This is a genomic window from Bradyrhizobium sp. 44 (genome assembly GCF_023073095.1).
In the GTDB taxonomy this organism is placed as follows: Bacteria; Pseudomonadota; Alphaproteobacteria; order Rhizobiales; family Xanthobacteraceae; genus Bradyrhizobium.
On sequence record NZ_JADPIY010000004.1, the window covers coordinates 257,968 to 279,011 of the forward strand.

17 protein-coding genes are annotated in these 21,044 nt (G+C 63.0%); 9 read left to right on the forward strand and 8 right to left on the reverse strand.

Features of this window, described 5'->3' with window-relative positions:
• The gene (locus IVB41_RS01210; RefSeq protein WP_247425970.1) at window positions 1-378 is read left to right on the forward strand and encodes a DUF6285 domain-containing protein; all 378 of its coding nucleotides are present in this window, start codon (window positions 1-3) and stop codon (window positions 376-378) included.
• A 162-nt stretch (window positions 379-540) separates the two neighbouring features.
• On the opposite strand, the gene IVB41_RS01215 is transcribed toward IVB41_RS01210, so the two are convergent.
• The gene (locus IVB41_RS01215) at window positions 541-1,320 is read right to left on the reverse strand and encodes an enoyl-CoA hydratase-related protein (protein WP_247425972.1); all 780 of its coding nucleotides are present in this window, start codon (window positions 1,318-1,320) and stop codon (window positions 541-543) included.
• A gap of 210 nt (window positions 1,321-1,530) precedes the next feature.
• On the opposite strand from IVB41_RS01215, the gene IVB41_RS01220 reads away from it, so the two are divergent.
• Complete coding sequence (locus IVB41_RS01220; RefSeq protein ID WP_247425974.1) at window positions 1,531-2,805, forward strand: acyl-CoA dehydrogenase family protein; 1,275 nt, start codon at window positions 1,531-1,533, stop codon at window positions 2,803-2,805.
• 191 nt (window positions 2,806-2,996) lie between these two features.
• On the opposite strand, the gene IVB41_RS01225 is transcribed toward IVB41_RS01220, so the two are convergent.
• Both IVB41_RS01225 and IVB41_RS01230 read right to left on the reverse strand, forming a co-directional pair.
• A complete protein-coding gene (locus IVB41_RS01225) occupies window positions 2,997-4,574 on the reverse strand; it encodes a fatty acid--CoA ligase (protein ID WP_247425976.1) in 1,578 nt (525 codons plus the stop codon).
• 219 nt (window positions 4,575-4,793) lie between these two features.
• Window positions 4,794-5,666 (reverse strand): SDR family oxidoreductase, encoded by an 873-nt coding sequence (locus tag IVB41_RS01230; RefSeq protein ID WP_027568960.1) that lies wholly within the window; start codon window positions 5,664-5,666, stop codon window positions 4,794-4,796.
• A gap of 115 nt (window positions 5,667-5,781) precedes the next feature.
• On the opposite strand from IVB41_RS01230, the gene IVB41_RS01235 reads away from it, so the two are divergent.
• The 4 genes from IVB41_RS01235 to IVB41_RS01250 all read left to right on the forward strand — a co-directional run bounded on the left by IVB41_RS01235 (window position 5,782) and on the right by IVB41_RS01250 (window position 9,417).
• Window positions 5,782-6,591 (forward strand): crotonase/enoyl-CoA hydratase family protein, encoded by an 810-nt coding sequence (locus IVB41_RS01235; RefSeq protein ID WP_247425977.1) that lies wholly within the window; start codon window positions 5,782-5,784, stop codon window positions 6,589-6,591.
• Window positions 6,592-6,731: 140 nt separating this feature from the next.
• Window positions 6,732-8,276, forward strand: coding sequence for an acyl-CoA synthetase (locus IVB41_RS01240; protein WP_247425979.1), 1,545 nt, complete (start codon window positions 6,732-6,734; stop codon window positions 8,274-8,276).
• Window positions 8,277-8,369: 93 nt separating this feature from the next.
• Window positions 8,370-8,774 (forward strand): YccF domain-containing protein, encoded by a 405-nt coding sequence (locus IVB41_RS01245; RefSeq protein WP_027568963.1) that lies wholly within the window; start codon window positions 8,370-8,372, stop codon window positions 8,772-8,774.
• Between the two features lie 463 nt (window positions 8,775-9,237).
• Window positions 9,238-9,417 carry a hypothetical protein gene (locus IVB41_RS01250; RefSeq protein ID WP_027568964.1) on the forward strand — a complete coding sequence of 60 codons (180 nt, stop codon included), beginning with the start codon at window positions 9,238-9,240 and terminating at the stop codon, window positions 9,415-9,417.
• 133 nt (window positions 9,418-9,550) lie between these two features.
• Here IVB41_RS01250 and IVB41_RS01255 read toward each other — a convergent pair whose 3' ends face one another.
• Together IVB41_RS01255 and IVB41_RS01260 are read right to left on the reverse strand one after the other, a co-directional pair.
• A complete protein-coding gene (locus IVB41_RS01255) occupies window positions 9,551-10,468 on the reverse strand; it encodes an NADP-dependent oxidoreductase (RefSeq protein ID WP_247425981.1) in 918 nt (305 codons plus the stop codon).
• A gap of 344 nt (window positions 10,469-10,812) precedes the next feature.
• Window positions 10,813-11,436 (reverse strand): TetR/AcrR family transcriptional regulator, encoded by a 624-nt coding sequence (locus tag IVB41_RS01260; protein WP_247425983.1) that lies wholly within the window; start codon window positions 11,434-11,436, stop codon window positions 10,813-10,815.
• A 124-nt stretch (window positions 11,437-11,560) separates the two neighbouring features.
• Here IVB41_RS01260 and IVB41_RS01265 point away from each other — a divergent pair, with 124 nt between their 5' ends.
• Window positions 11,561-12,439 (forward strand): SDR family oxidoreductase, encoded by an 879-nt coding sequence (locus IVB41_RS01265; protein ID WP_247425985.1) that lies wholly within the window; start codon window positions 11,561-11,563, stop codon window positions 12,437-12,439.
• A 169-nt stretch (window positions 12,440-12,608) separates the two neighbouring features.
• On the opposite strand, the gene IVB41_RS01270 is transcribed toward IVB41_RS01265, so the two are convergent.
• A complete protein-coding gene (locus IVB41_RS01270; RefSeq protein WP_276576667.1) occupies window positions 12,609-13,772 on the reverse strand; it encodes a mandelate racemase/muconate lactonizing enzyme family protein in 1,164 nt (387 codons plus the stop codon).
• Between the two features lie 32 nt (window positions 13,773-13,804).
• Window positions 13,805-15,121, reverse strand: coding sequence for a C4-dicarboxylate transporter DctA (gene dctA / locus IVB41_RS01275; protein ID WP_247425989.1), 1,317 nt, complete (start codon window positions 15,119-15,121; stop codon window positions 13,805-13,807).
• Window positions 15,122-15,316: 195 nt separating this feature from the next.
• Between dctA and IVB41_RS01280 the strand changes: the two genes are divergently transcribed.
• Both IVB41_RS01280 and ppc read left to right on the forward strand, forming a co-directional pair.
• Entirely contained in the window at window positions 15,317-16,207 is an 891-nt protein-coding gene (locus IVB41_RS01280) for a LysR family transcriptional regulator (RefSeq protein WP_247425991.1), read from the forward strand.
• A gap of 827 nt (window positions 16,208-17,034) precedes the next feature.
• Window positions 17,035-19,824, forward strand: coding sequence for a phosphoenolpyruvate carboxylase (gene ppc, locus IVB41_RS01285; RefSeq protein ID WP_247425993.1), 2,790 nt, complete (start codon window positions 17,035-17,037; stop codon window positions 19,822-19,824).
• Between the two features lie 50 nt (window positions 19,825-19,874).
• On the opposite strand, the gene IVB41_RS01290 is transcribed toward ppc, so the two are convergent.
• Complete coding sequence (locus tag IVB41_RS01290; RefSeq protein ID WP_247425995.1) at window positions 19,875-21,041, reverse strand: SMP-30/gluconolactonase/LRE family protein; 1,167 nt, start codon at window positions 21,039-21,041, stop codon at window positions 19,875-19,877.
• Window positions 21,042-21,044 lie beyond the last annotated feature (3 nt).

Consider the following 21,044-nt stretch of genomic DNA (forward strand, 5'->3'; position numbering starts at 1 on the left):
ATGCAGGACGAGCCGATCCCGATCGAGCTGACCAAGTCAGTCGCCGATTTCCTCCGCAACGACATCACGCCGCTGATCTCCGGCCACCAGGCCTTCAAGCTGCGCGTCGCCATCAACATCCTCGATCTCGTGACACGGCAGTTGACGCGGGAGGAGGGGAGCGATGCTGCGGAGGTGGCGCGGCTGCGCGGGTTGCTCGGCATGGACGGCTCGGTCACGGACCTGAACCGCGCGCTCGCCGAGCGCATCGCCAAAGGCGAGGTCGATCTGGCAACGCCGGGCCTCGCCGAGCATCTGTGGCAGACGACGATGGACAAACTTGCCGTCGACCAGCCGAGTTATGCATCGTACAAGCGCGAGTTGGGGCGAGACGGGTAAGCGGCGCCTAATTCTCCGCGGTCATCGCCCGCGAAGGCGGGCAATCCAGTATTCCAGAGACGGCAGTGATTGGGCTGAGAAGCCGCGGCGTACTGGATGCCCCGGTCAAGCCGGGGCATGACGCCGGTGGTGTTGAGTCGTGACGGGCGGAGAGAGACCGCCCTACTTCCCCACCCATTTCGGAGGTCGCTTCTCCGCAAACGCCTTCGGGCCCTCGATGTAGTCCTGCGAGGCCACCATCGCCTTCACCGCCGGATATTCCCGCTGCTCCTCGATCGCCTGCTCCAGCGACACGCCGAGGCCCTTCTGGATCGCCTGCTTCGAGGCGCGGATCGACATCGGCGAATTCTTGGTGATCATCTCGGCCCAGCGCAGCGCGGCCGTGAGCGCCTCGCCCTGCGGCACCACCTCGTTGACGAAGCCGAGCTCGTGGCCCTCCTTGGCGCTGACATGGCGCGCGGTGAGGATCATGCCCATGGCGCGCTTCAACCCGATCTGGCGCGGCAGCCGGTGCAGGCCTCCGGCAAGCGCGGCCAGCCCAACGCGCGGCTCGGGCAGGGCGAAGGTCGCGTTCTCCGAGGCAATGATGAGGTCGCAGGCCAACGCGATCTCGAAACCGCCGCCCATGGCGACGCCGTTGACCGCGGCAATGATCGGCTTGTCGCAGTCGAAGCGCGCGGTGAGGCCGGCAAAGCCACCCTTGTCCCAGCCGCGCTTGCCGCCGGCCGCCTGCCACTTCAGATCGTTGCCGGCGCAGAACGCCTTGTCGCCGCTACCGGTGACGACCGCGATCCACTGCTCGGGATCGGCGGAGAAATCGTCAAATACCTTTTGCAGCTCGAAATGCGCGTCGGTGTGCAGCGCGTTGTAGACCTCGGGCCGCGACAGTGTGACGATCGTGATCGGCCCCTTGCATTCCACCTTTGAGAACTTCAGCTCCATGGTCGCTCCGCATTTTCTCGTGAAGGAATATTGCGGCCATACTAGCGCGCAGGCGCGTTTCAACACCATCGAATTGCGCGGGCGCGCCTTGCGCCTCTCACACGCCTCGCATTGCTTGACTTGGCGGCGCTCTTCTCACCTTAATCGTGCGAAGTAAAGCTGCGCCCAGCGCCTTAACACAAAACGAAAAGACACCCGGGAGAGAGAGCCGTGGATTTCTCATTGCCTGCCGATCTCGTCGCCTATCTCGCAGAGCTCGACCGTTTCATCGAACGCGAGATCAAGCCGCTGGAGGAAGCCGACGACAACATCCGCTTCTTCGATCATCGCCGCGAATGGGCGCGCACCGATTTCGAGAATGGCGGGCTGCCACGCCACGAATGGGAAGCGCTGCTGCGCAAGGCCAAGGATCTCGCGGACGCCGCCGGCCATCTGCGCTTTCCGGTGCCGAAGCAATATGGCGGCAAGGATGGCTCCAACCTCTGGATGGCCGTCATCCGCGAGCACTTTGCAGCCAAGGGGCTCGGTCTGCACAACGATCTCCAGAACGAGCACTCCATCGTTGGCAATTTCCCTGTCGCGACCATGCTGGATCGCTATGGGCGCGACGACCAGAAGGCGATGATCGATGGCTCCATCAAGGGCAAGTACCGCATCACCTTCGGCCTGACCGAGCCAAATCATGGCTCCGACGCCACCCACATGGAAACGCGCGCGGTGCCGGCGACCCACGACAACGTCAAGGGCTGGATCATCAACGGCGAGAAGATGTGGACCACCGGCATGCACGTCGCCACCCACTGCGCGCTGTTCGCGCGGACGTCAGGCAATGACGGCGACGCGCGCGGTATCACCTGCTTCCTGGTGCCGGCCAAGAGCCATGGCGTGAAGATCGAAGAGTACATGTGGACCTTCAACATGCCGACCGATCATCCCCGCGTCAGCTTCACCGACGTGTTCGTACCGGAGGACGCGCTGTTCGGCGAGGTCGGCCGCGGCCTGTCGCTGGCACAGTGCTTCGTCCACCAGAACCGCATCCGGCAGGCGGCGAGTTCGCTCGGCGCGGCTGTTTATTGCATCAACGAGAGCGTGAAGTATGCGCGCGAGCGAAAACCGTTCGGCAAGGCGCTGGCCGAGAACCAGGCGATCCAGTTCCCGCTGGTCGAGCTTGCGACCCAGGCCGAGATGCTGCGCCTGTTGATCCGCAAGACCGCCTGGGAAATGGACAAGCTCACCGAGGAGCAGATCGAGCGCACGCTCTCCGACCGCGTCTCGATGTGCAACTACTGGGCAAACCGCCTCTGTTGCGAATCCGCCGACCGCGCCATGCAGGTCCACGGCGGCATGGGCTACTCACGCCACAAGCCGTTCGAGCACATCTACCGCCACCACCGCCGCTATCGCATCACCGAGGGCAGCGAGGAGATCCAGATCCGCAAAGTGGCGGGATTTTTGTTCGGTTATATGGGGCCGGGGAAGCATTAGAGGATTGTCGCGAGCGGAGCGATCCAAAGTCTTTCCAAGAGACAGTCTGGATTGCTTCGTCGCAAGGGCTCCTCGCAATGACGGAGGAGAGAGGCGCGCATCTGCCTCCACACCGTCATTGCGAGCGAAGCGAAGCAATCCAGAGATGTCGCCTTGGGCGGAGCTCCCGACGATCGCTTCTCAAAGCGAGCCTAATTGACCCGCCGGTTCTTCCCCGCCCAATACGGCTCCCTCAACTGCCGCCGCAAGATCTTGCCCGACGGATTCCGCGGCAATGCCGGCAGGAACTCCACGCTCTTCGGCGTCTTGAACCCGGCGATGCGCTCGCGGGTGAAGTTGATGATGTCAATGGCGGTCGCTTGCTTGCCGGGCTTCATCACCACCACGGCCTTCACCGCCTCGCCCCATTTGTCGTCGGGTATGCCGATCACGGCAGCTTCCGCAACGTCGGGATGATCGCATAGCGCGCTCTCGACCTCGGCCGGGTAGATGTTCTCGCCGCCGGAGATGATCATGTCCTTGATGCGGTCGTGGATATAGAGATAGCCGTCCTCGTCCATGTAGCCGGCATCACCCGTGCGCAGCCAGCCGTCGCCGCGTAGCGTCGTGGCGGTCGCTTCCGGCAGGTTCCAGTAGCCTGCCATGTTGGAGCCCGAGCGTGTCGCGATCTCGCCGACCTCGCGCGGCGGCAGCGGCTTGCCGTCGACATCGAGGATCGCGATCTCGACACCCGGCAGCGCCTTGCCGGCCGAGCGCATCCGCTCCAGCCCCTCGATATGATCCTCCGGCGGCAGCGCGACGATGGTGCCGGTGGTCTCGGTCATGCCGTACATCTGCACGAAGCCGCATTTGAAGATCTCGATGCATTCCTTCAGCAGCGCTGCCGGAATGGGGGAGGCGCCGTACAGCATGTATTTCAATCGCGAGAAATCGACAGTCCTAGCGCGCGGCTGCCGCACCACGAACTGCATCGCGGCGGGCACCATGAACAGTTTTGTGATGCCGGACTGTTCGAAAAAATCCAGCACTTTTGTCGGATCGAACTCGCGCGCGATCACGCCGCGGGCGCCGTGATAGAGCCCCATCACGCCCCAGCCGGAGCCGCCGATATGGAAGATCGGCATCGCGACCAGCGACACATCGTCGGTCGACCACCGGTTCCACTCGGGCTTGTCCTCGGCATTGCCGGTTTGCACGAGGTTGAGGAAGTTCGCATGCGACAGCATCGCGCCCTTCGGCTTGCCTGTCGTACCCGACGTATAGAGCTGAATCGCGATGTCCTTCGTATCGATCGGCACCTTGGGATCATCGCCACTCTGTGCATTGCGCCACGCCGCAAAGTCAGGCCATTCCGGCGCGCCGCCTTCGGTGGTGATGACGCTGCGCACGCCCGGCAACTGGTCTTTGATCTGGCGGACCTGGGTGATGAACTCAGGTCCCACGAACAGCACGGGCGCCTTGCAGTCGCCAACGATGAAGGCGACCTCCGGGCCCGCGAGCCGCCAGTTCACCGGCGCCATCACCACGCCGGCCTTCATGGCGCCCAGCAGCAGCTCGAAATAGATGTCGCTGTTCTTGCCGAGATAGGCGATGCGCTCGCCGCGTCTCACGCCCATCGCGATCAGCGCATTGGCCACTTTATTCGTCTTGACGTCGAATTCGGCAAAGCTGGTGGCGCGCCCCTCGAACTCGAAGGCGATCGCGTTGCCGCGGCTCGTCGCGCGCTCGCGCACCGTGTCGGCGAGATTGGCCAATGGCTGTGTGGTCATGTTTCTCCCATATCGTCTTGTTCTTATGTCGGAGTGTGGCGTCATCCGCAGGGGAAGACAAGACGGGGGAAGGTACGCCATGGCTTCAAACATTGTCGTCCCGGCGAAGGCCGGGACCCATAACCATCAAACGCAATTTGGCGAAGACTGGCCATGACCAATCTTCGCCAAACAAGATTTGGTGTGTATGGGTCCCGGCCTTCGCCGGGACGACAGCAATTACCCCCGCTTCGCACGATCCTTCTCGTTCTGCGCCATGATGCTCTCGCGCGCGGTTTTCCAGTCGTCGTCGCTCCAGTCGCGGAGCTGGTAGAAATTGCCGCCCATGGCGAGCGCCTGCGCGCCGTCCATGGCGATGGTCTCGCCGGAGATCCAGTCGCAGCCGCCGGAGATCAGGAACACGGCGACGTTCTGCAATTCCTCCATGGTGCCGACGCGGCCCATCGGGTTCATCGCCTTGGTGCGCGCGCCGGCTTCGTCGCCCGGCTTGATGCGCTTGCTCATGCCCTCGGTCGGGATCTCGCCCGGCGCGATCGTGTTCAGCCGGATGCCATAGCGGCCCCATTCGGTGGCGAGCGACATCGTCATCGCATGGATCGCGGACTTGCTCATCGCCGACGGCACCACGTAAGGCGAGCCGTTGCGCACCCAGGTCGTGGTGATCGAGACGACGTTGCCGGGCTGCTTCAACGCGATCCAGCGCTTGCCGACCGCATGCGTCACGTAGAACGTACCGTGCATGACAATGTTGGCGACCGCGTCGAAGCCGCGAGGCGACAGCTCCTCGCTGCGCGAGATGAAATTCCCGGCGGCGTTGTTGATGAGGTCGGTGAGGGGCCCGTCGCGAAAGATGGTCTCGATCATCTCCTCGACCGCGAGCGCGTTGCGGATGTCGACGCCGTGGCTCGTGACGCGGCCGCCATACTCGGCCATCAGCTCGGTCGCGGTCTCGTCGCAGACGATCTTGCGCCGGCCGCAGATGTGCACTTCGGCGCCGAGCTGGAGAAAGCGCGCCGCCATCGACTTGCCGAGCCCGGTGCCGCCGCCGGTCACGAGGATGCGCCGTCCCGCCAGAAGATTTTCCTTGAACATGGCTGTTTCCCCCGCAGTGATTGTCGGTTAATTGATCGATTGACTAAATCCGGCCGCCGTCGTCCTGTAAAGCGGCACCGAACAAGAACAGCCGGGAACCAGGGGAGAATCATCCATGGAAGAGCGCGTCTCGATCTCGATCTCGCAAGGCGTCGCCGACGTGCGCCTGGTGCGCGCGGACAAGATGAATGCGCTGGATCACGCCATGTTCGAGGCCCTTGTCGCTGCAACCGATCGGCTTTCGAAGGAAAAAGGCGTGCGCGTCGTCGTGCTGTCCGGCGAGGGCCGGGCCTTCTGCGCCGGTCTCGACATGAAGCGTTTTGCCGCCATGAAAGAGAAGGGCGGCAACGGAATTCCGGGTGGCGAAAATCGCGACCTCACCAAACGCACGCACGGTCAGGCGAATTTCGCGCAACAGGCGGTGTGGGGCTGGCGCCAGCTTCCGGTCCCCGTGATCGCGGCGATCCAGGGCGTCGCCTTCGGCGGCGGCTTCCAGCTCGCGCTCGGCGCCGACATGCGCTTCCTCACCCCGGATGCGCGGATGTCGGTGATGGAAATAAAATGGGGCTTGGTGCCCGACATGGCGGGCACGCCGATCCTGGCCTCGCTCGTGCGCGATGACATTCTGCGCGATCTCACCTACACCGGCCGCATCTTCTCCGCGCAGGAGGCGATGGCTTACGGTCTCGCCACGCGCATCTGCGACGACCCGCGCGCGAGCGCCCTCGACGTCGCGCGCGAGATCGCGGGAAAAAGCCCCGATGCGATCCGCGCCGCGAAACGCATGCTCAACAATCTCTCGGTCGATCCGGGCCCCGCGCTACTCGCCGAGTCCGTCGAGCAGCAGAAGTTGATCGGCAGCGCCAACCAGACCGAAGCGGTGCGTGCCAATCTGGAGAAGCGCGCGCCGAAGTTTGCGGATTAGCGACTTTCTCCGTCATGACCGGGCTTGTCCCGGCCATCCACGTTCTTGGCCCAAGGCGACAACGCAAGAACGTGGATCACCGGGACAAGCCCGGTGATAACGAGTAACGGACATCGTCGCTAAATAACAAAGAAAAACAAATGAGCGAAACCTCAAATTTCCTGGGCATAGTCTCCGGCGAGCGCAGCCGCTCCCATGCCGAGGTCGCTGATCGCGCCGACCGCATCGCCGCCGGCCTCAGCCAAATCGGCGTCAGGCAGGGCGATTGCGTCTGCATCCTGATGCGCAACGACATCGCCTTCATCGAGGCTGCCTATGCAGCGATGCGGCTGGGCGCCTATGGCGTGCCGATCAACTGGCACTTCAAGCCTGAGGAGATCACCTACATCCTGAACGACACCGGCACGTCCGTGCTGATTGGCCATGCCGACATGCTGCATGCTCTGCGCGACGCGATCCCGAAAGGCGTCACCGTGCTCAGCGTGCCGACGCCGCCGGAGATCCTGTCCAGCTACAAGATCGATCCCGATCATCTGAAGACGCCGGACTTCGCGATCGATTTCGAATCCTGGCTCGTAGAGCACCAGCCCTATGACGGCCCGGTCGTGCCGCAGCCCATGAACATGATCTACACCTCGGGCACGACAGGCCACCCCAAGGGCGTACGGCGCAACGCGCCGACGCCGGAGCAGGCGGCTGCCGGCGAGCGCATGCGCGCGATGATCTACGGGCTCAAGCCCGGCGCCCGCACGATCCTGCCGGGCCCGCTCTATCACTCCGCGCCGAACTCGTTCGGCATTCGCGCGGGAAAACTCGGCGGCGCACTGGTGCTGATGCCCCGGTTCGAGCCCGAGGAATTTCTCGAGCTGATCGAGCGCTACAAGATCGACACCATCTTCATGGTGCCGACCATGTTCATCCGCCTGATGAAGCTGCCGGAGGAGGTGCGCAAGCAATACGACGTCTCCTCGCTCCGCCATATCATCCATGCCGCAGCACCCTGTCCGGCGGACGTCAAGCGCGCCATGATCGAATGGTGGGGGCCGGTGATCTACGAATTCTACGGCTCGACCGAATCCAGCGCCGTCACCTTCGCGACCTCCGAGGACGCGCTGAGGAAGCCCGGCACCGTCGGCAAAATATCGCCCGGCGCCGAGCTACGCTTCATCGGCGATGACGGACGCGTGCTGGGCGTGGGCGAGATCGGCGAGATCTATTCGCGCATGGCCGGGATGGCCGATTTCACCTACCACAACAAGCCGGAGAAGCGCGCCGAGATCGATCGCGACGGCTTCATCACCTCGGGCGACGTCGGCTATATCGATGAAGAGGGCTACGTCTTCATCTGCGATCGCAAGCGCGACATGGTGATCTCGGGCGGCGTCAACATTTACCCGGCCGAGATCGAGTCGGTTCTGCACGCGGTGCCCGGCGTGCATGATTGCGCGGTGTTCGGCATCCCCGATGCCGAGTTCGGAGAAGCGCTGATGGCCGTGGTCGAGCCGCAGCCGGGCATCGCGCTCAACGCCGGCGATATCCGCGCGCGACTGAAGGCGTCGCTCGCCGACTACAAGGTGCCAAAACACATCGAGATCCGCACCGGGCTGCCGCGCGAAGATTCCGGCAAGATCTTCAAGCGCCGCCTGCGCGATCCCTATTGGGAGCAGGCGGGGCGGAAGATCTAGCGGTCGATCTGCGCTTTGCGTGCGTCGATACCATCCTGGCAGGGACGGATTCCGAGCCTATATAGACGGGATCATCGTCTCGCGGATCATCCCATGGCTCCCGTTTCCATCCTGCTCAACCTGCTCTGGATTCTCATCGGCGGCGCCTGGATGGCGCTCGGCTGGCTGGTCGCCGCGGTCATCATGGCGATCACCATCGTCGGCCTGCCCTGGGCGCGGGCCGCGTTCAACATTGCGGTCTACACGCTGATGCCGTTCGGCTCGCGGGCGGTCAACCGCTATGAGGTCACCGGTGTCGAAGATATCGGCACCGGCCCGCTCGGGGTGATCGGCAACATCATCTGGTTCGTGCTGGCCGGCTGGTGGCTGGCGCTCGGCCACCTCCTCACCGCCCTGGCCCTCGCGATCACCATCATCGGCATTCCCTTCGCTTGGGCCCACCTCAAGCTCGCGGGCATCGCGCTCTGGCCGATCGGCAAGGTGATCGTGCCGGCCTAGGGGAGTCGTAAGCGTCCCCGCGGCACATCCTTCGAGACGCCCGCCGTTGGCGGGCCCTCAGGATGAGGGCGGAACACGTGGCTGCACCTGCAACAAATCCCGACGCAGCTCAGCCTTATCCTGAGGAGACCGCGAAGCGGTCGTCTCGAAGGACGAGGCGCTTGCTCGGGTCGTGGGATGGGTAGAGCGCCAGCGAAACCGCAATGCGTCACGTTTCATTGCAACTTTTTCCCGCCTTCATTGTTGACGAGCGGGCGCGAACGCGGCCGCAATGTGCCGCGGCTGGCCCTTGGTTCATTCTTATCGGGAGGCGATTGCATGAAGTGGCTTTGTTTGATCGGCTTTGTGGCGGGGTCAGTTGCTCTAATACCCTCACCCTCTGCTTCGGCGATGCCCGTTGCCAAGCCGGACGCACTGGGCGCGTCTCAGACTGACACCATCGAGGTCAAGGGCGGCCACGGACATGGCGGTGGCCACGGCTGGGGTCATCGCGGCGGCCGTGGTCATCATTACGGCTGGGGCAGAGGCCGAGGCCATCACTATGGCTGGCGGCACCATCACCACTGGTAAGCGTCACTATTGTCCCGAGATCGGAGTGGTGATCACGTTTAATGCGGACCGCGAAGCACATCCGGGAGCTTGAGGACCAACTAAGCTCGTAGGATGGGCTAGAGCGTGAGCGAAACCCATCAAACTGTCCGCCAATGACGAAACATGATGGGTTCGCAAGGGCTCAGCCCATCCTGCACGCTGCGTGCATCAATGGGCATGCTCCCTCAGGGACGAACGCGAATGATCGTATTCCCCTTGCGTCGCCTGGTCGGGTTTAAGGCGGTGACCGCATCGTCGAAGATCGAGATGTTGCCGATGTTTGTCCGCAATCGTCCGTCCCGCACCCGCTGGACGATCTCACTCAGTTGGGCACGATCGGACTCGACGACGAAGTCGACCGCCAGGCCATCAGAGGGCCGCGTCTCGGCCGGCCCCACGATCGTCACCAGTGTTCCTCCAGCTCGGATCAGTGCTGCGGATCGCTTCTGGATGTCACCGCCGATGACATCGAACACCAGATCGACTTTGCCCACGTCCTTCAGGGTGTCGTTGTCGAGGTCGACGAACTCCTCCGCGCCGAAGTCGAGCACTGTCTGACGGTCGGCGGCGCGTCCAGAGCCGATGACGTAGGCGCCGGCCTCTCGTGCGAGTTGCGTCACCATCGACCCGACTGCGCCGGCCGCGCCGTGTGCGAGGACGCTCTGCCCCGCCTGGAGACGGCCATGCTGGAACAGCCCTTGCCACGCGGTTAGGCCCGAGACCGGCAGGCTTGCGCCCACCGTGAAGTCGACGTCGCCCGGGAGCGGCGCGAGATTGCGTGCCTCGATCGCCACATACTCGGCAAGCGTGCCGTCGCGATACCAGTCCGCGAGGCCAAACACCCGCTGTCCTACCGACAACCCCGTAGTGCCATATCCGAGAGCGGTAACCACTCCAGCCAACTCATGCCCAGGGATCGACGGCGTTCGGTCACGCTCGAGGCGATCTGTCCAGGTCGAGGGCCACGTCAACTCGGTCGGAACAAATCCCGACGCATGAACCCGAACAATGACGTCGTTTATCGATGCCTGCGGCTCGGGCCGGTCCACCAGCTTCATCCCGGCCGTTCCCGCGGCCCGTTCCGTTACAACGATCGCCTTCATGGGATTACCTCCTCGGTCATGGTCTCTTGATGCAACTCTTGCTGGCAGCGTAAGCACAAAGGCTATCTACAAACTGCCGGGCAGTGTGGAAGTGTCCGCGATCTGCGCTGTCTGCATTGACCGGTTTGTATTGAGACCGCCGATCGGGTTCGCTTCGGTCGCGGTACTAGCAGCTAGATGCGCGCGCCTGGTCATGAAACCAGTACCAAGATTGCAAATTTTGGCTGTACCAAGCGCATTCAGACGGCGCTTAGCTTGAGCGCGTGGGATGAGTAGAGCGCCAGCGAAACCCATCAAACCGTCCGCCGATGACGAAGCATGATGGGTTTCGCAAGGGCTACGGATCAGGACGACGAGGCGATCCCGTTTTCCAGCAACACTCTGGCTGCCTCGCGGTTAGCCTGGACGATGGCGGAATCACGCGTTGACTGTGCGATCACGAGCGAGCCTTCGAACAGCGATAGGATCTGGATCACGGCCCTTTCGGGTTTGCTCAGTGCCAAGGGCTCAATGAGTGACGCTACGAAGCCGTGCAACTTTGTAAAATACGCTGCGATGGTCGCCTCTACGCCCGGGGAGTTTGCCTCCGGGCCGAATTCGGCCATTCCTTTCGCGAACGGACAGCCGCGGAATGAGGGCGCAAGGAGCGGTCGTTCGAGTGCGTCGAAAACAGCGAGAACGCGCTCCACTGGCGTGAGACCGGCTCGCTCGGTGGAGGTCGAAAGCATCTGAAACCAGACGGCGCTCTTGTAGCGCAGGTAGGTGGCGATGAGGTCGGCCTTCGAGGGAAAGTGCTTGTAGAACGTCATCTTGGCCACGCCGCTTTCGGCGATGATCCGGTCGATTCCGACAGAGTTGATGCTGAACCGGTAAAACAGATCTGACGCCGTCTTCAAAATGCGCTCGCGCGGGGCGAGCGCATCGAGCGGTTGAATATCCACGTCCACGAAATCAAGCAGCGTGCCCATCGATCGCCCTTAACCGAGCCGTTTGCGTCACTGGACAGACTATTCTGTCAATTTAAGGATTGCAAATACATACAGGTCTGTCTATAGCTTCGTCGTGCCTTGGATTTAAGAGAAAGATCGTGAGATGAGCGGAAAAGTTGTGGTTGTGACGGGTTCGAGCAGTGGTTTTGGGAAACTCACCGCCTCGGAGCTCACAAGGCGGGGTCACACGGTGGTTGCTGCCATGCGCGACGTCGCAGGAAGAAATAGCCGTGTTCGCGACGAGCTTGTCGAAGCGGCAAAGGCCGAAGGGCGTGCGCTCCAGGTCCTGGAGATGGACGTTGCCGACGAGCAATCCGTCAACGCCGCGATCGCGGATGTCGTCCGGCAGCACGGCAGGGTCGATGCTCTGGTCAACAACGCGGGAATGATGCCCGTGGGCGTCACGGAAGCCTATACGGTCAAGGATATCGAAGCGCAGTTCGCCGTGAACTTCTTCGGCGCCGTTCGCACCGATCGCGCCGTTCTGCCGCACATGCGGGCCGCCGGCAGCGGCGTCCTCATCCATGTCACGTCGCTCATGGGTCGGGTGGTCTTCCCGTTCTTCGGTGTCTATTCCGCCAGCAAGTTCGCGCTCGAAGCCCTCGCAGAAGCCTACCGCTACGAGCTTTCGAGCTTCGGCGTCGATTCGGTCATCGTCGAGCCAGGCCCGTTCCCGAGCAACCTTCTTCCATCCAGCCCCGAACCCTCCGACCAAGCCGTGCTGAAAACCTATGGCGATGTCGCGGCGATCCCGGGTCAGATCAAGGAGCACTCTAACGATGGAAACGATCCGCAGAATCCGCCACAGCCCCAGCGCGTCGCGAATGCGATCGCGCATCTGGTCGAGGCCACGGAACGGCGGCCTCTGCGGACGGTCGTGATGCCCGAAGGCATGGATTTCGGTGTCCAGCGGCTGAACGAGGCCGTCGCCCCGATTCAGAACGACCTCCTTCGCGCGCTCGGCATGGCGAGCATGATTTGACGGGAAGACGACGAGGAACAAACTTTACAGCAACAGGGTCACCGCGATGGGCGGGCGAAGCGGCAGCATCCGTAGCGAGGACGGGATTATCGAGCTTCCGCTGGCGCTTCCCAAGACGATGGGCGGCAAGGGCGCCGCAACCAATCCGGAGCAACTCTTTGCAGCCGGCCTATTCCGCCAGTTCGCGCATGATCTTGATGAGATCCGACTTGCCCTCGAAGCCGATGCCCGGAACGTCCGGCATGACGATGTGACCGTCCTGAACCCGGACCGAATCCGGGAATCCACCGTAGGGCTGGAAGAGGTCCGGGTAGCTCTCGTTGCCGCCGAGCCCTAGACCGGCGGCGATGTTCAACGACATCTGGTGACCACCGTGCGGGATGCAGCGCGACGGCGACCAACCGTGTTGGGCTAGGACGTCCAGGGTCCGGAGATATTCGACGAGACCGTATGACAGGGCACAGTCGAACTGCAGCCAGTCGCGGTCCGGGCGCATGCCGCCGTAGCGGAGCAGGTTGCGAGCGTCTTGATGCGAAAACAGGTTCTCGCCCGTGGCCATCGGAGCGGGATAGAATTCGGCGACGGCGGCCTGGAGGGCGTAGTCGAGCGGATCGCCAATCTCCTCATACCAGAACAGCGGGTACTGGCGCAGCATTTTGGCATAGGCGATGCCGGTCTCGAGATCGAAGCGGCCGTTGGCATCGACGGCGAGCTTGGCCTGCGACCCGATTTCCTTGAGCACGGCCTCGATGCGGCCGCGGTCCTCGTCGATCGACGCGCCACCGATCTTCATCTTCACGACGTTGTAGCCGCGGTCTAGATAGCCGCGCATTTCTGCCTGCAATGCGGAGTTGTCCTTGCCGGGATAGTAGTAGCCGCCGGCAGCGTAGACGAAGACCCGCGGGTTGGCCTCCTTGCCCTTCATTTCGGCCAGCAGGCGGAAAAGTGGCTTGCCGGCGATTTTTGCGGTCGCATCCCAGATTGCCATATCGAGCGTTCCGACGGCCACGGAACGCTCGCCGTGACCGCCGGGCTTCTCGTTCGACATCATCTTCGCCCAGATGCGATGCGGATCGAGATTGGTACCGTCGTCGTTCAGCAGGCTGACGGGTTCGGCTTCCAGAATGCGGTCGCGAAAGCGCTCCCGGATCAGTCCGCCCTGACCGTAGCGGCCGTTCGAATTGAAGCCGTAGCCGATCACTCGCCGCCCGTCGCGGACGACGTCGGTTACGACGGCGACGAGGCTGGACGTCATCTTCGAGAAATCGATGTAGGCATTCCGGATCGGTGACGAGATTGGCTTGGTCGCCTCGACGACATCTACGATACGCATCGGCATTCTCCGTTTTAAGTTGCTGACTCGGGTTAGTGGGTTGTCTCGGGAAGTTCGTATTCGCCTGTGATGGGCTCCTTGCCATGAAGGCGCATGGCCTCCGCTGCCTGCTTCTGGTCAAAGGCGCCGTCCCACTTGGCGATCGCGATCGTCGCGATCCCGTTGCCGATCAGGTTGGTCACGGCGCGGGCTTCGTTCATGAAGCGATCGACGCCGAGCAGTAGAACGAGCCCGGCTACGGGAACGGTGTGGATCGAAGAGAGGGTCGCGGCGAGCGTCACGAATCCGGCGCCAGCGACGCCAGCGGATCCCTTCGACGTCAGGAGAAGCACGCCCAGCAGGACAATCTGGTCGCCGAAGGAAAGATCGGTGTTCGTCGCCTGGGCTACGAAGATGGCGGCCATGGAAAGGTAGATCGACGTTCCGTCGGCATTGAACGTGTAGCCGGTGGGCAGCACCATGCCGACGACGGTCTTGTCGCAACCGAGCCGTTCGAGTTTGACCAGCATCTGCGGCATCACCGCTTCGGTCGAGCAGGTGCCCAGGACGATGAGGATCTCGTCCTTGAAGTAACGGAAGAACTGCGGCAGCGAAAAACCGGCCCACGTCGCGATGCCGCCGAGCACCACGACGACGAAGAGAATGGTGGTGACGTAGACACCGAGCATCAGATAGCCGAGCGACCAGAGCGTCGCGATCCCGTACTTCCCGATCGTGAACGCGACCCCAGCCCCGGCTCCTAGCGGGGCGAGGCGCATCACCATGGCCACGATCCGGAACAGGGCGTGCAGCAGGATGTCGATCACGTTCACCAGCGGCTTGCCGTAGTCGCCGAGTTGAACCATGGCGATGCCGATCAGCACCGAAATCAGGATGACCTGCAGCATCATTCCCTTGGCGAAGGCCTCCACGATCGTGGTCGGGATGATGTCGAGTAGGAACTGCACGAAACCGTGGTTGCCGTCAGCGGCCTTTACGTAGGCCGAGATCGATCCCGCATCGATGTGGCTGGCGTCGATGTTCATGCCAACGCCTGGCTTGATCACGTTGACGACGACCAGGCCGATCACCAAGGCCAGTGTCGAGACGACCTCGAAGTAGATCAGCGACTTGACACCGATCCGGCCGACTTCCTTGATGTCGCTCATCTTGGCTATGCCGACGACGACCGTACCGAAGATGATCGGCGACAGCAGCATCTTGATCAGTTTGATGAAGCCGTCGGCGAGCGGCTGAAGGCTCGTCCCGACCTGAGGCCAGAGATAGCCCACCAAACCGCCGAGCAGGATGGCAAGGAGGACCTGCACATACAGTTCGCTCAAAAGTCCGAATGATGACGCTTTTCTCAATGTTTTCTCCCCTGATGGCCGCGCTGTGCCGGGCCGTGGATCGGCCTCTATAGCTGTTTGGAAAGGGCCGCTCCGATGTCCGGAACGACTTCCGTCCTGCTGCGGTGTTGTATAGCCTGCAGTGATCCGTAGGCTTCAGGCGGGGAGAAGGCTAATGCTGTTGCCGAGAATAGTTATGCCGATTTGGCATTACCGATGGAGCTGATCTGGTTTGAGGACTATCTGGCTCTCTCCGAAACCTTGAGCTTCTCCAAGGCGGCCGAAGCCCGTCACGTCACCCAGCCGGCCTTCAGCCGGCGTATCCGGGCATTGGAGGACTGGGTGGGGGCGCCGCTATTCGTTCGCACGACGCACAGCGTGACGCTCACGCCCGCCGGGGAGCATTTCCACGGCCAGGCAGAGATCCTGACCAGAGCGCTTCACCAACTGCGCCGCCAGACCCTCGAAGTGGCCGGCCGGGGCGTGGGACCGCTGTCGATCGCGGCGACGCATGTATTGTCGTTCACGTTCTTTCCGAAGTGGGTCCGGAGCAGCGAGAAGATCCTCGCCTTAGGCAATCTTAATCTGGTTTCCGACAGCATGCTGGCGTGCGAGCGGATGATGCTCCGGGGCGACGTGTCGTTCTTGTTATGCCACTACCACCGCAGCATGGGCAGCCGGCTCGATACCAGGCAATTCAAGAGCATTGTCGTAGGGACCGACACGCTACTTCCGCTCAGCGCAGCGGGCACCGGCCGGAAGCCGCGGTGGTCGCTGCAGAGCGACGAGACCATCCCCTACTTGGCCTACAGCCCGCAGTCAGGGCTGGGCCGTATCGTTGCAAGTCAGTTAGCGAAAAGAGACCTGAAGAAGATCTTCACGTCGCATCTCGCCGCGACGCTGCTATCGATGGTCAGGTCCGGAGACGGTGTCGCCTGGCTTCCGCGAACGTTGGCCGAAGACGACATCAAGGCGGGTTCGCTGGTTGCGGCCGGCGATGCCAAGTCCGTAATCCCGATCGAGATACGGCTCTTTCGCCCGTCTGCACGACAGAGTCACGAAGTTGAAGCTCTCTGGTTGGCATTCGAACCTGCAGAGGTCGGCTGAGGAAACATTCGGCTCCCATGGTGACTACTACGCCCACGGTCTTCCGACGCCAAAACACACTACATGCAGGTCAAGGAGCGGCACCGACAAATATTCTGATTGACCGAATTCACAGATTCGGGTAAACCGCAAGACATCCCGGCCCGCTAAAAGGGCGTTTCGCGATCTTCACGATACGTGAGCCGGGATGCGATGGACGCGGCAGCGCCGGCGCGTGACGAGGTGGCAGGGCGGGCTACGCCTGTGAGCCATCGCGATCTGCGCGAACGACCCGGCGCGGTCACAGCGTTTCTTTTCGGCTTCGGGAGCGAGCACGCGCAAGCTTCCGGATGTCCGGGGAGGGACGTCCGCGGACGGCAAAAGCGTGTGGTCCTGACGCCCGGGGTCTGTGCGTCAAGGCTTGCGGTGATGTGCGGCCCGACCGGGTGCGCGCATCGATCATCCGCAAGGCGACGGGGGCAATAGTGCATCGCTCCCCGGGGAGAGCGCGCCATAAGCCGTAAAACCATTGCGCAGGGAAGGCCGGATGTTCCGGCATCACCTGTGGTCACCCCCGCGTGCGTTTTTCGCATGCGGACCCTGGGTGCCAGCCGGCGCCCGGCCTTCCCTGCGCCCTTTTTTCTCGACGAGGGCGAAACGGACAGCAAACTCGGGCGCCCCCCGCCGCGAGACCGCGAATGTATGTCTGCGCCCGTCACCAAGGCGCATTCCCGCCCATGATCGGTGATGTTACCGCGCCGCCCCCAACTTCATCTTGCGCTGCGGCAAAAAACTTGCACACTCGGCTGAGCCGGGCAGTCAAGCGAGCTCGACAAGGGGAGCGAGCCATGTCCCTCCAGACCATATCGTCCGACACCCTCGACCAACGCCCCAACCGCCCCGAGGACGTCCTGGCGCTGGAGGCGGATGCGCGGCTGCGGGACGATATCCGCCTGCTCGGGCGCATCCTCGGCGACACCGTGCGCGACCAGGAGGGTGCCGAATTGTTCGATCTGGTCGAGCGCATCCGGCAGACATCGATCCGATTCCACCGCGATGAGGACCGGCTCGCCCGCCGCGAGCTCGAGCAGATCCTCGACAGCATGTCGACCTCGGAGACGGTGCGGATCGTCCGCGCCTTCAGCTATTTCTCCCACCTCGCCAACATCGCCGAGGACCAGAACAACATCCGCCAGATGCGCGCCAACAAGGGTGGCGGCTCAGGCGTGCTGGCCGAGACGCTCGCCCATGCCAGGGCTGCGGGCATCGGTGCCGATGCCCTGCGCAACTTCTTCAAGAGCGCGCTGGTCAGCCCGGTGCTGACCGCGCATCCGACCGAGGTCCGCCGCAAGAGCACCATGGACCGCGAGATGGAGGTCGCAGCCCTGCTCGATCGTCGCGAGCGCGTCGCGCTGACGGCGGAGGAAGCTGCCGCAAGCGACGAGCAGCTCCGCCGCGAGGTGCTGACGCTGTGGCAGACCAATCTGCTGCGCCGGACCAAGCTCACCGTGCTCGACGAGGTCGCCAACGGCTTGTCGTTCTACGATTACACGTTTCTGCGCGAGGTGCCGCGGCTGGTCAACACGCTGGAGGACCGGCTGGAGGAGGGCGGCGAGCAGGCGGCCGGCGAGCTCGCCTCGTTCCTGCGCATGGGCAGCTGGATCGGCGGCGACCGCGACGGCAATCCCTTCGTCACCGCTGACGTGATGCGCGGCACGCTGCGGCTGCAGTCGAGCCGGGTGATGCAGTTCTATCTCAATGAGTTGCACGTGCTCGGCTCGGAATTGTCGATCGCGGCGCATCTCGCCGACGTCTCCGAGGAGCTGCGCACGCTGGCGGAGCGCTCGCCCGATACCTCGCCGCATCGGAGCGGCGAGCCGTATCGTCTTGCGGTCTCCGGCATCTATGCGCGCCTGACCGCAACGGCCGAAATGCTTCAAGTCGAGATCACGCGCCGGCCGGTCGGCAAGGGCGCGCCGTATGACAGCGTCGGGGAGTTCAAAGCCGATCTCGACGTGCTGCACCGCTCGCTGATCTCCAACAACGCCGGCGTGATCGCCCGCGGCCGGCTGCGGCTGCTGCGCCGTGCGGTGGACTGCTTCGGCTTCCATCTGGCGCGGCTGGACATCCGGCAGAACTCGGCAGTGCACGAGCGCACCATTGCCGAGCTGATGGATGCCGCCAATCCCGGCATGTCGTATCTTGCGCTCGGCGAGGACGCCCGCATCTCGCTGCTCACCAACGAGCTGCGCTCGACGCGCTCGCTGGTGTCGCCGTTCGTCAAATACAGCGACGAGACCATGGGCGAGCTCAACGTCTTCCATGCCGCAGCAGAAGCGCATGCGAAGTTCGGCTCGGACGCCATCCCCCAATGCATCATCTCGATGTGCAAGAGCATGTCCGACATGCTCGAGGTCGCGGTGCTGCTCAAGGAGGTCGGACTCGTTCATCCCTCCGGGCGCAGCGCCATCAACATCGTGCCGCTGTTCGAAACCATCGAGGATCTGCAGGCTTCCAGCGCCATCATGGACCGCATGCTGTCGCTGCATGATTACCGCCGGCTGGTCGACAGCCGCGGCAGCGTGCAGGAGGTCATGCTGGGCTATTCCGACTCGAACAAGGACGGCGGCTTCGTCACTTCGGGCTGGGAGCTCTACAAGGCCGAGATCGGCCTCGTCGACGTGTTCGAGCGCCACGGCGTGCGCCTGCGTCTGTTCCATGGCCGCGGCGGTTCGGTCGGCCGCGGCGGCGGCCCGAGCTATGATGCCATCATCGCCCAGCCCGGCGGCGCGGTGAACGGCCAGATCCGCATCACCGAGCAGGGCGAGATCATCTCGTCGAAATACTCCAACGCCGAAGTTGGCCGCAACAATCTGGAGATCCTTGCCGCCGCGACTCTGGAGGCGAGCCTGTTGCATCCGCGCCAGAGCGCGCCGCGGCGCGAATATCTGACCGCGATGGACGAGCTTTCAAGTCTCGCCTTCAAGGCCTATCGCGGCCTCGTCTACGAGACCGACGGCTTCGTCGATTATTTCTGGGCCTCGACCGTCATCAATGAGATCGCGACGCTGAACATCGGCAGCCGTCCGGCCTCGCGCAAGAAGACCCGTGCGATCGAGGACCTTCGCGCGATCCCCTGGGTGTTCTCCTGGGCGCAATGCCGCCTGATGCTGCCGGGCTGGTACGGCTTTGGCAGCGCGGTCGAGCAATGGATCGCGGAGCATCCCGACAAGGGCATGCCGTTCCTCAAGGAGCTCTACAAGGAATGGCCGTTCTTCCGCATGCTGTTGTCGAACATGGATATGGTGCTGGCCAAAAGCTCGATCGCGATCGCGTCGCGCTATGCCGAGCTCGTGCCCGACGAAGCTCTGCGTGAAAAAATCTTCGGCCGCATCCGCCGCGAATGGCACTCCTGCATCGAGACGCTCTTGGACATCATGGGCCAGGACCGCCTGCTCCAGGGCAACCCGCTGCTGGAGCGCTCGGTGCGCCACCGCTTCCCCTATCTCGACCCGCTCAACCATGTGCAGGTCGAGCTGCTGAAAGAGCATCGCGCGCAGAACCCGGATGAGCAGGTGCTGCGCGGGATTCAGCTCACGATCAACGGGATCTCGGCGGGGCTGAGGAATACGGGTTGAGAAGCGAGTAGCGAACCGTACGGTTCGCTACTCGCTTCTCTATTAATCGCTCACGGCTTCATCGCGCCCTGCACACTGGTGTAGACGGCATAGAGCGATGTCGAGCCACAAATATAGAGCCTATTTCGCTGCTGACCGCCGAAGCACAAATTAGCGACGGTTTCCGGAATATGAATCTTGCCCAGCAACTCGCCGGAGGGCGTGTAGCAGCGTACGCCGTCTTCGCTTGCGTCCCCCCAGCCCACCGAGCACCAGACGCGTCCTTCGGCGTCACAGCGGACGCCATCGGTGATGCTCGGTTTCGGCATCTCTGCGAACACCTTGCTGTTCGACACCTTTGCCCCGGCGACGTCGAGATCGAACACGCGGATATGCGACGGGTTGTCGGGCCCATCCGTGAAGCCGGTGTCGCAGATGTAGAGCTTCTTCTCGTCCGGCGAGATGGCAAGCCCGTTCGGCTCGACAAAGTCGTCGACGACGACCTTGACCTCTCCAGACTTCGGATCGACCCGGTAGACGTTCTTCTTCTCCTGCTCGGGCTCGGCCTTGATTCCTTCGTAGAAACCGCCGATGCCGTAGGCGGGATCGGTGAACCAGATTGCGCCATCGGCCGTCACGACCGCATCGTTGGGCGAGTTCAGTCGCTTGCCATTGAACTTGTCGGCGATGATGGTGATCGAGCCGTCGAGTTCGGTGCGCGTCACGCGCCGACCGCTGTGCTCGCACGTGATCAGGCGTCCTTCACGATCAATCGTGTTGCCGTTCGAGTTCATTGAGGGCTGGCGATAGACACTGACGTGGCCGTCGTCCTCCGAGAAGCGCATGATCCGATTATTCGGAATGTCGCTGAACAGCAGGTATCGCCCGGCCGCGAAATATACTGGCCCCTCGGCCCAGCGGAAGCCCGTTGCGACTCGCTCGACGGCCATGGTGCCGGCAAAGGCGGGAAAGCCGGGGGGCCCAAACGATGGCGGCCCCTTCTTGGCCGATTCCAAATGGGCGTCCGGGTAGCGGCTGCCTGGCAGCGGCCCCAACGGCAGCGGCGCGGTCGATCTTGTCGGTGCACCCGTCTGGCCCAAGGGCGTTACGGACGCCCCCAGGGCTGCGGTCATGGTGACGCCCGTCGCCGCAACTGCCGCTGCCGCACCCTTCAACAGGGTGCGGCGCGCGAGAACAGGCTCATTGACGTCGGTGGAGATGGTCAGTGGGTTTGTCATAGT

Excerpts from the sequence above, each read along its gene's own strand:
- IVB41_RS01215 (WP_247425972.1), bottom strand. The coding sequence starts at position 1,320 with ATGGAGCTGAAGTTCTCAAAGGTGGAATGCAAGGGGCCGATCACGATC.
- IVB41_RS01290 (WP_247425995.1), bottom strand. The coding sequence starts at position 21,041 with ATGACAAACCCACTGACCATCTCCACCGACGTCAATGAGCCTGTTCTC.
- IVB41_RS01230 (WP_027568960.1), bottom strand. The coding sequence starts at position 5,666 with ATGTTCAAGGAAAATCTTCTGGCGGGACGGCGCATCCTCGTGACCGGC.
- IVB41_RS01265 (WP_247425985.1), top strand. The coding sequence starts at position 11,561 with ATGAGCGGAAAAGTTGTGGTTGTGACGGGTTCGAGCAGTGGTTTTGGG.
- IVB41_RS01245 (WP_027568963.1), top strand. The coding sequence starts at position 8,370 with ATGGCTCCCGTTTCCATCCTGCTCAACCTGCTCTGGATTCTCATCGGC.
- ppc (WP_247425993.1), top strand. The coding sequence starts at position 17,035 with ATGTCCCTCCAGACCATATCGTCCGACACCCTCGACCAACGCCCCAAC.
- IVB41_RS01235 (WP_247425977.1), top strand. The coding sequence starts at position 5,782 with ATGGAAGAGCGCGTCTCGATCTCGATCTCGCAAGGCGTCGCCGACGTG.
- IVB41_RS01240 (WP_247425979.1), top strand. The coding sequence starts at position 6,732 with ATGAGCGAAACCTCAAATTTCCTGGGCATAGTCTCCGGCGAGCGCAGC.
- IVB41_RS01255 (WP_247425981.1), bottom strand. The coding sequence starts at position 10,468 with ATGAAGGCGATCGTTGTAACGGAACGGGCCGCGGGAACGGCCGGGATG.
- IVB41_RS01270 (WP_276576667.1), bottom strand. The coding sequence starts at position 13,772 with ATGCGTATCGTAGATGTCGTCGAGGCGACCAAGCCAATCTCGTCACCG.
- IVB41_RS01250 (WP_027568964.1), top strand. The coding sequence starts at position 9,238 with ATGGCGGTGGCCACGGCTGGGGTCATCGCGGCGGCCGTGGTCATCATT.
- IVB41_RS01210 (WP_247425970.1), top strand. The coding sequence starts at position 1 with ATGCAGGACGAGCCGATCCCGATCGAGCTGACCAAGTCAGTCGCCGAT.
- IVB41_RS01280 (WP_247425991.1), top strand. The coding sequence starts at position 15,317 with ATGGAGCTGATCTGGTTTGAGGACTATCTGGCTCTCTCCGAAACCTTG.
- IVB41_RS01225 (WP_247425976.1), bottom strand. The coding sequence starts at position 4,574 with ATGACCACACAGCCATTGGCCAATCTCGCCGACACGGTGCGCGAGCGC.
- IVB41_RS01260 (WP_247425983.1), bottom strand. The coding sequence starts at position 11,436 with ATGGGCACGCTGCTTGATTTCGTGGACGTGGATATTCAACCGCTCGAT.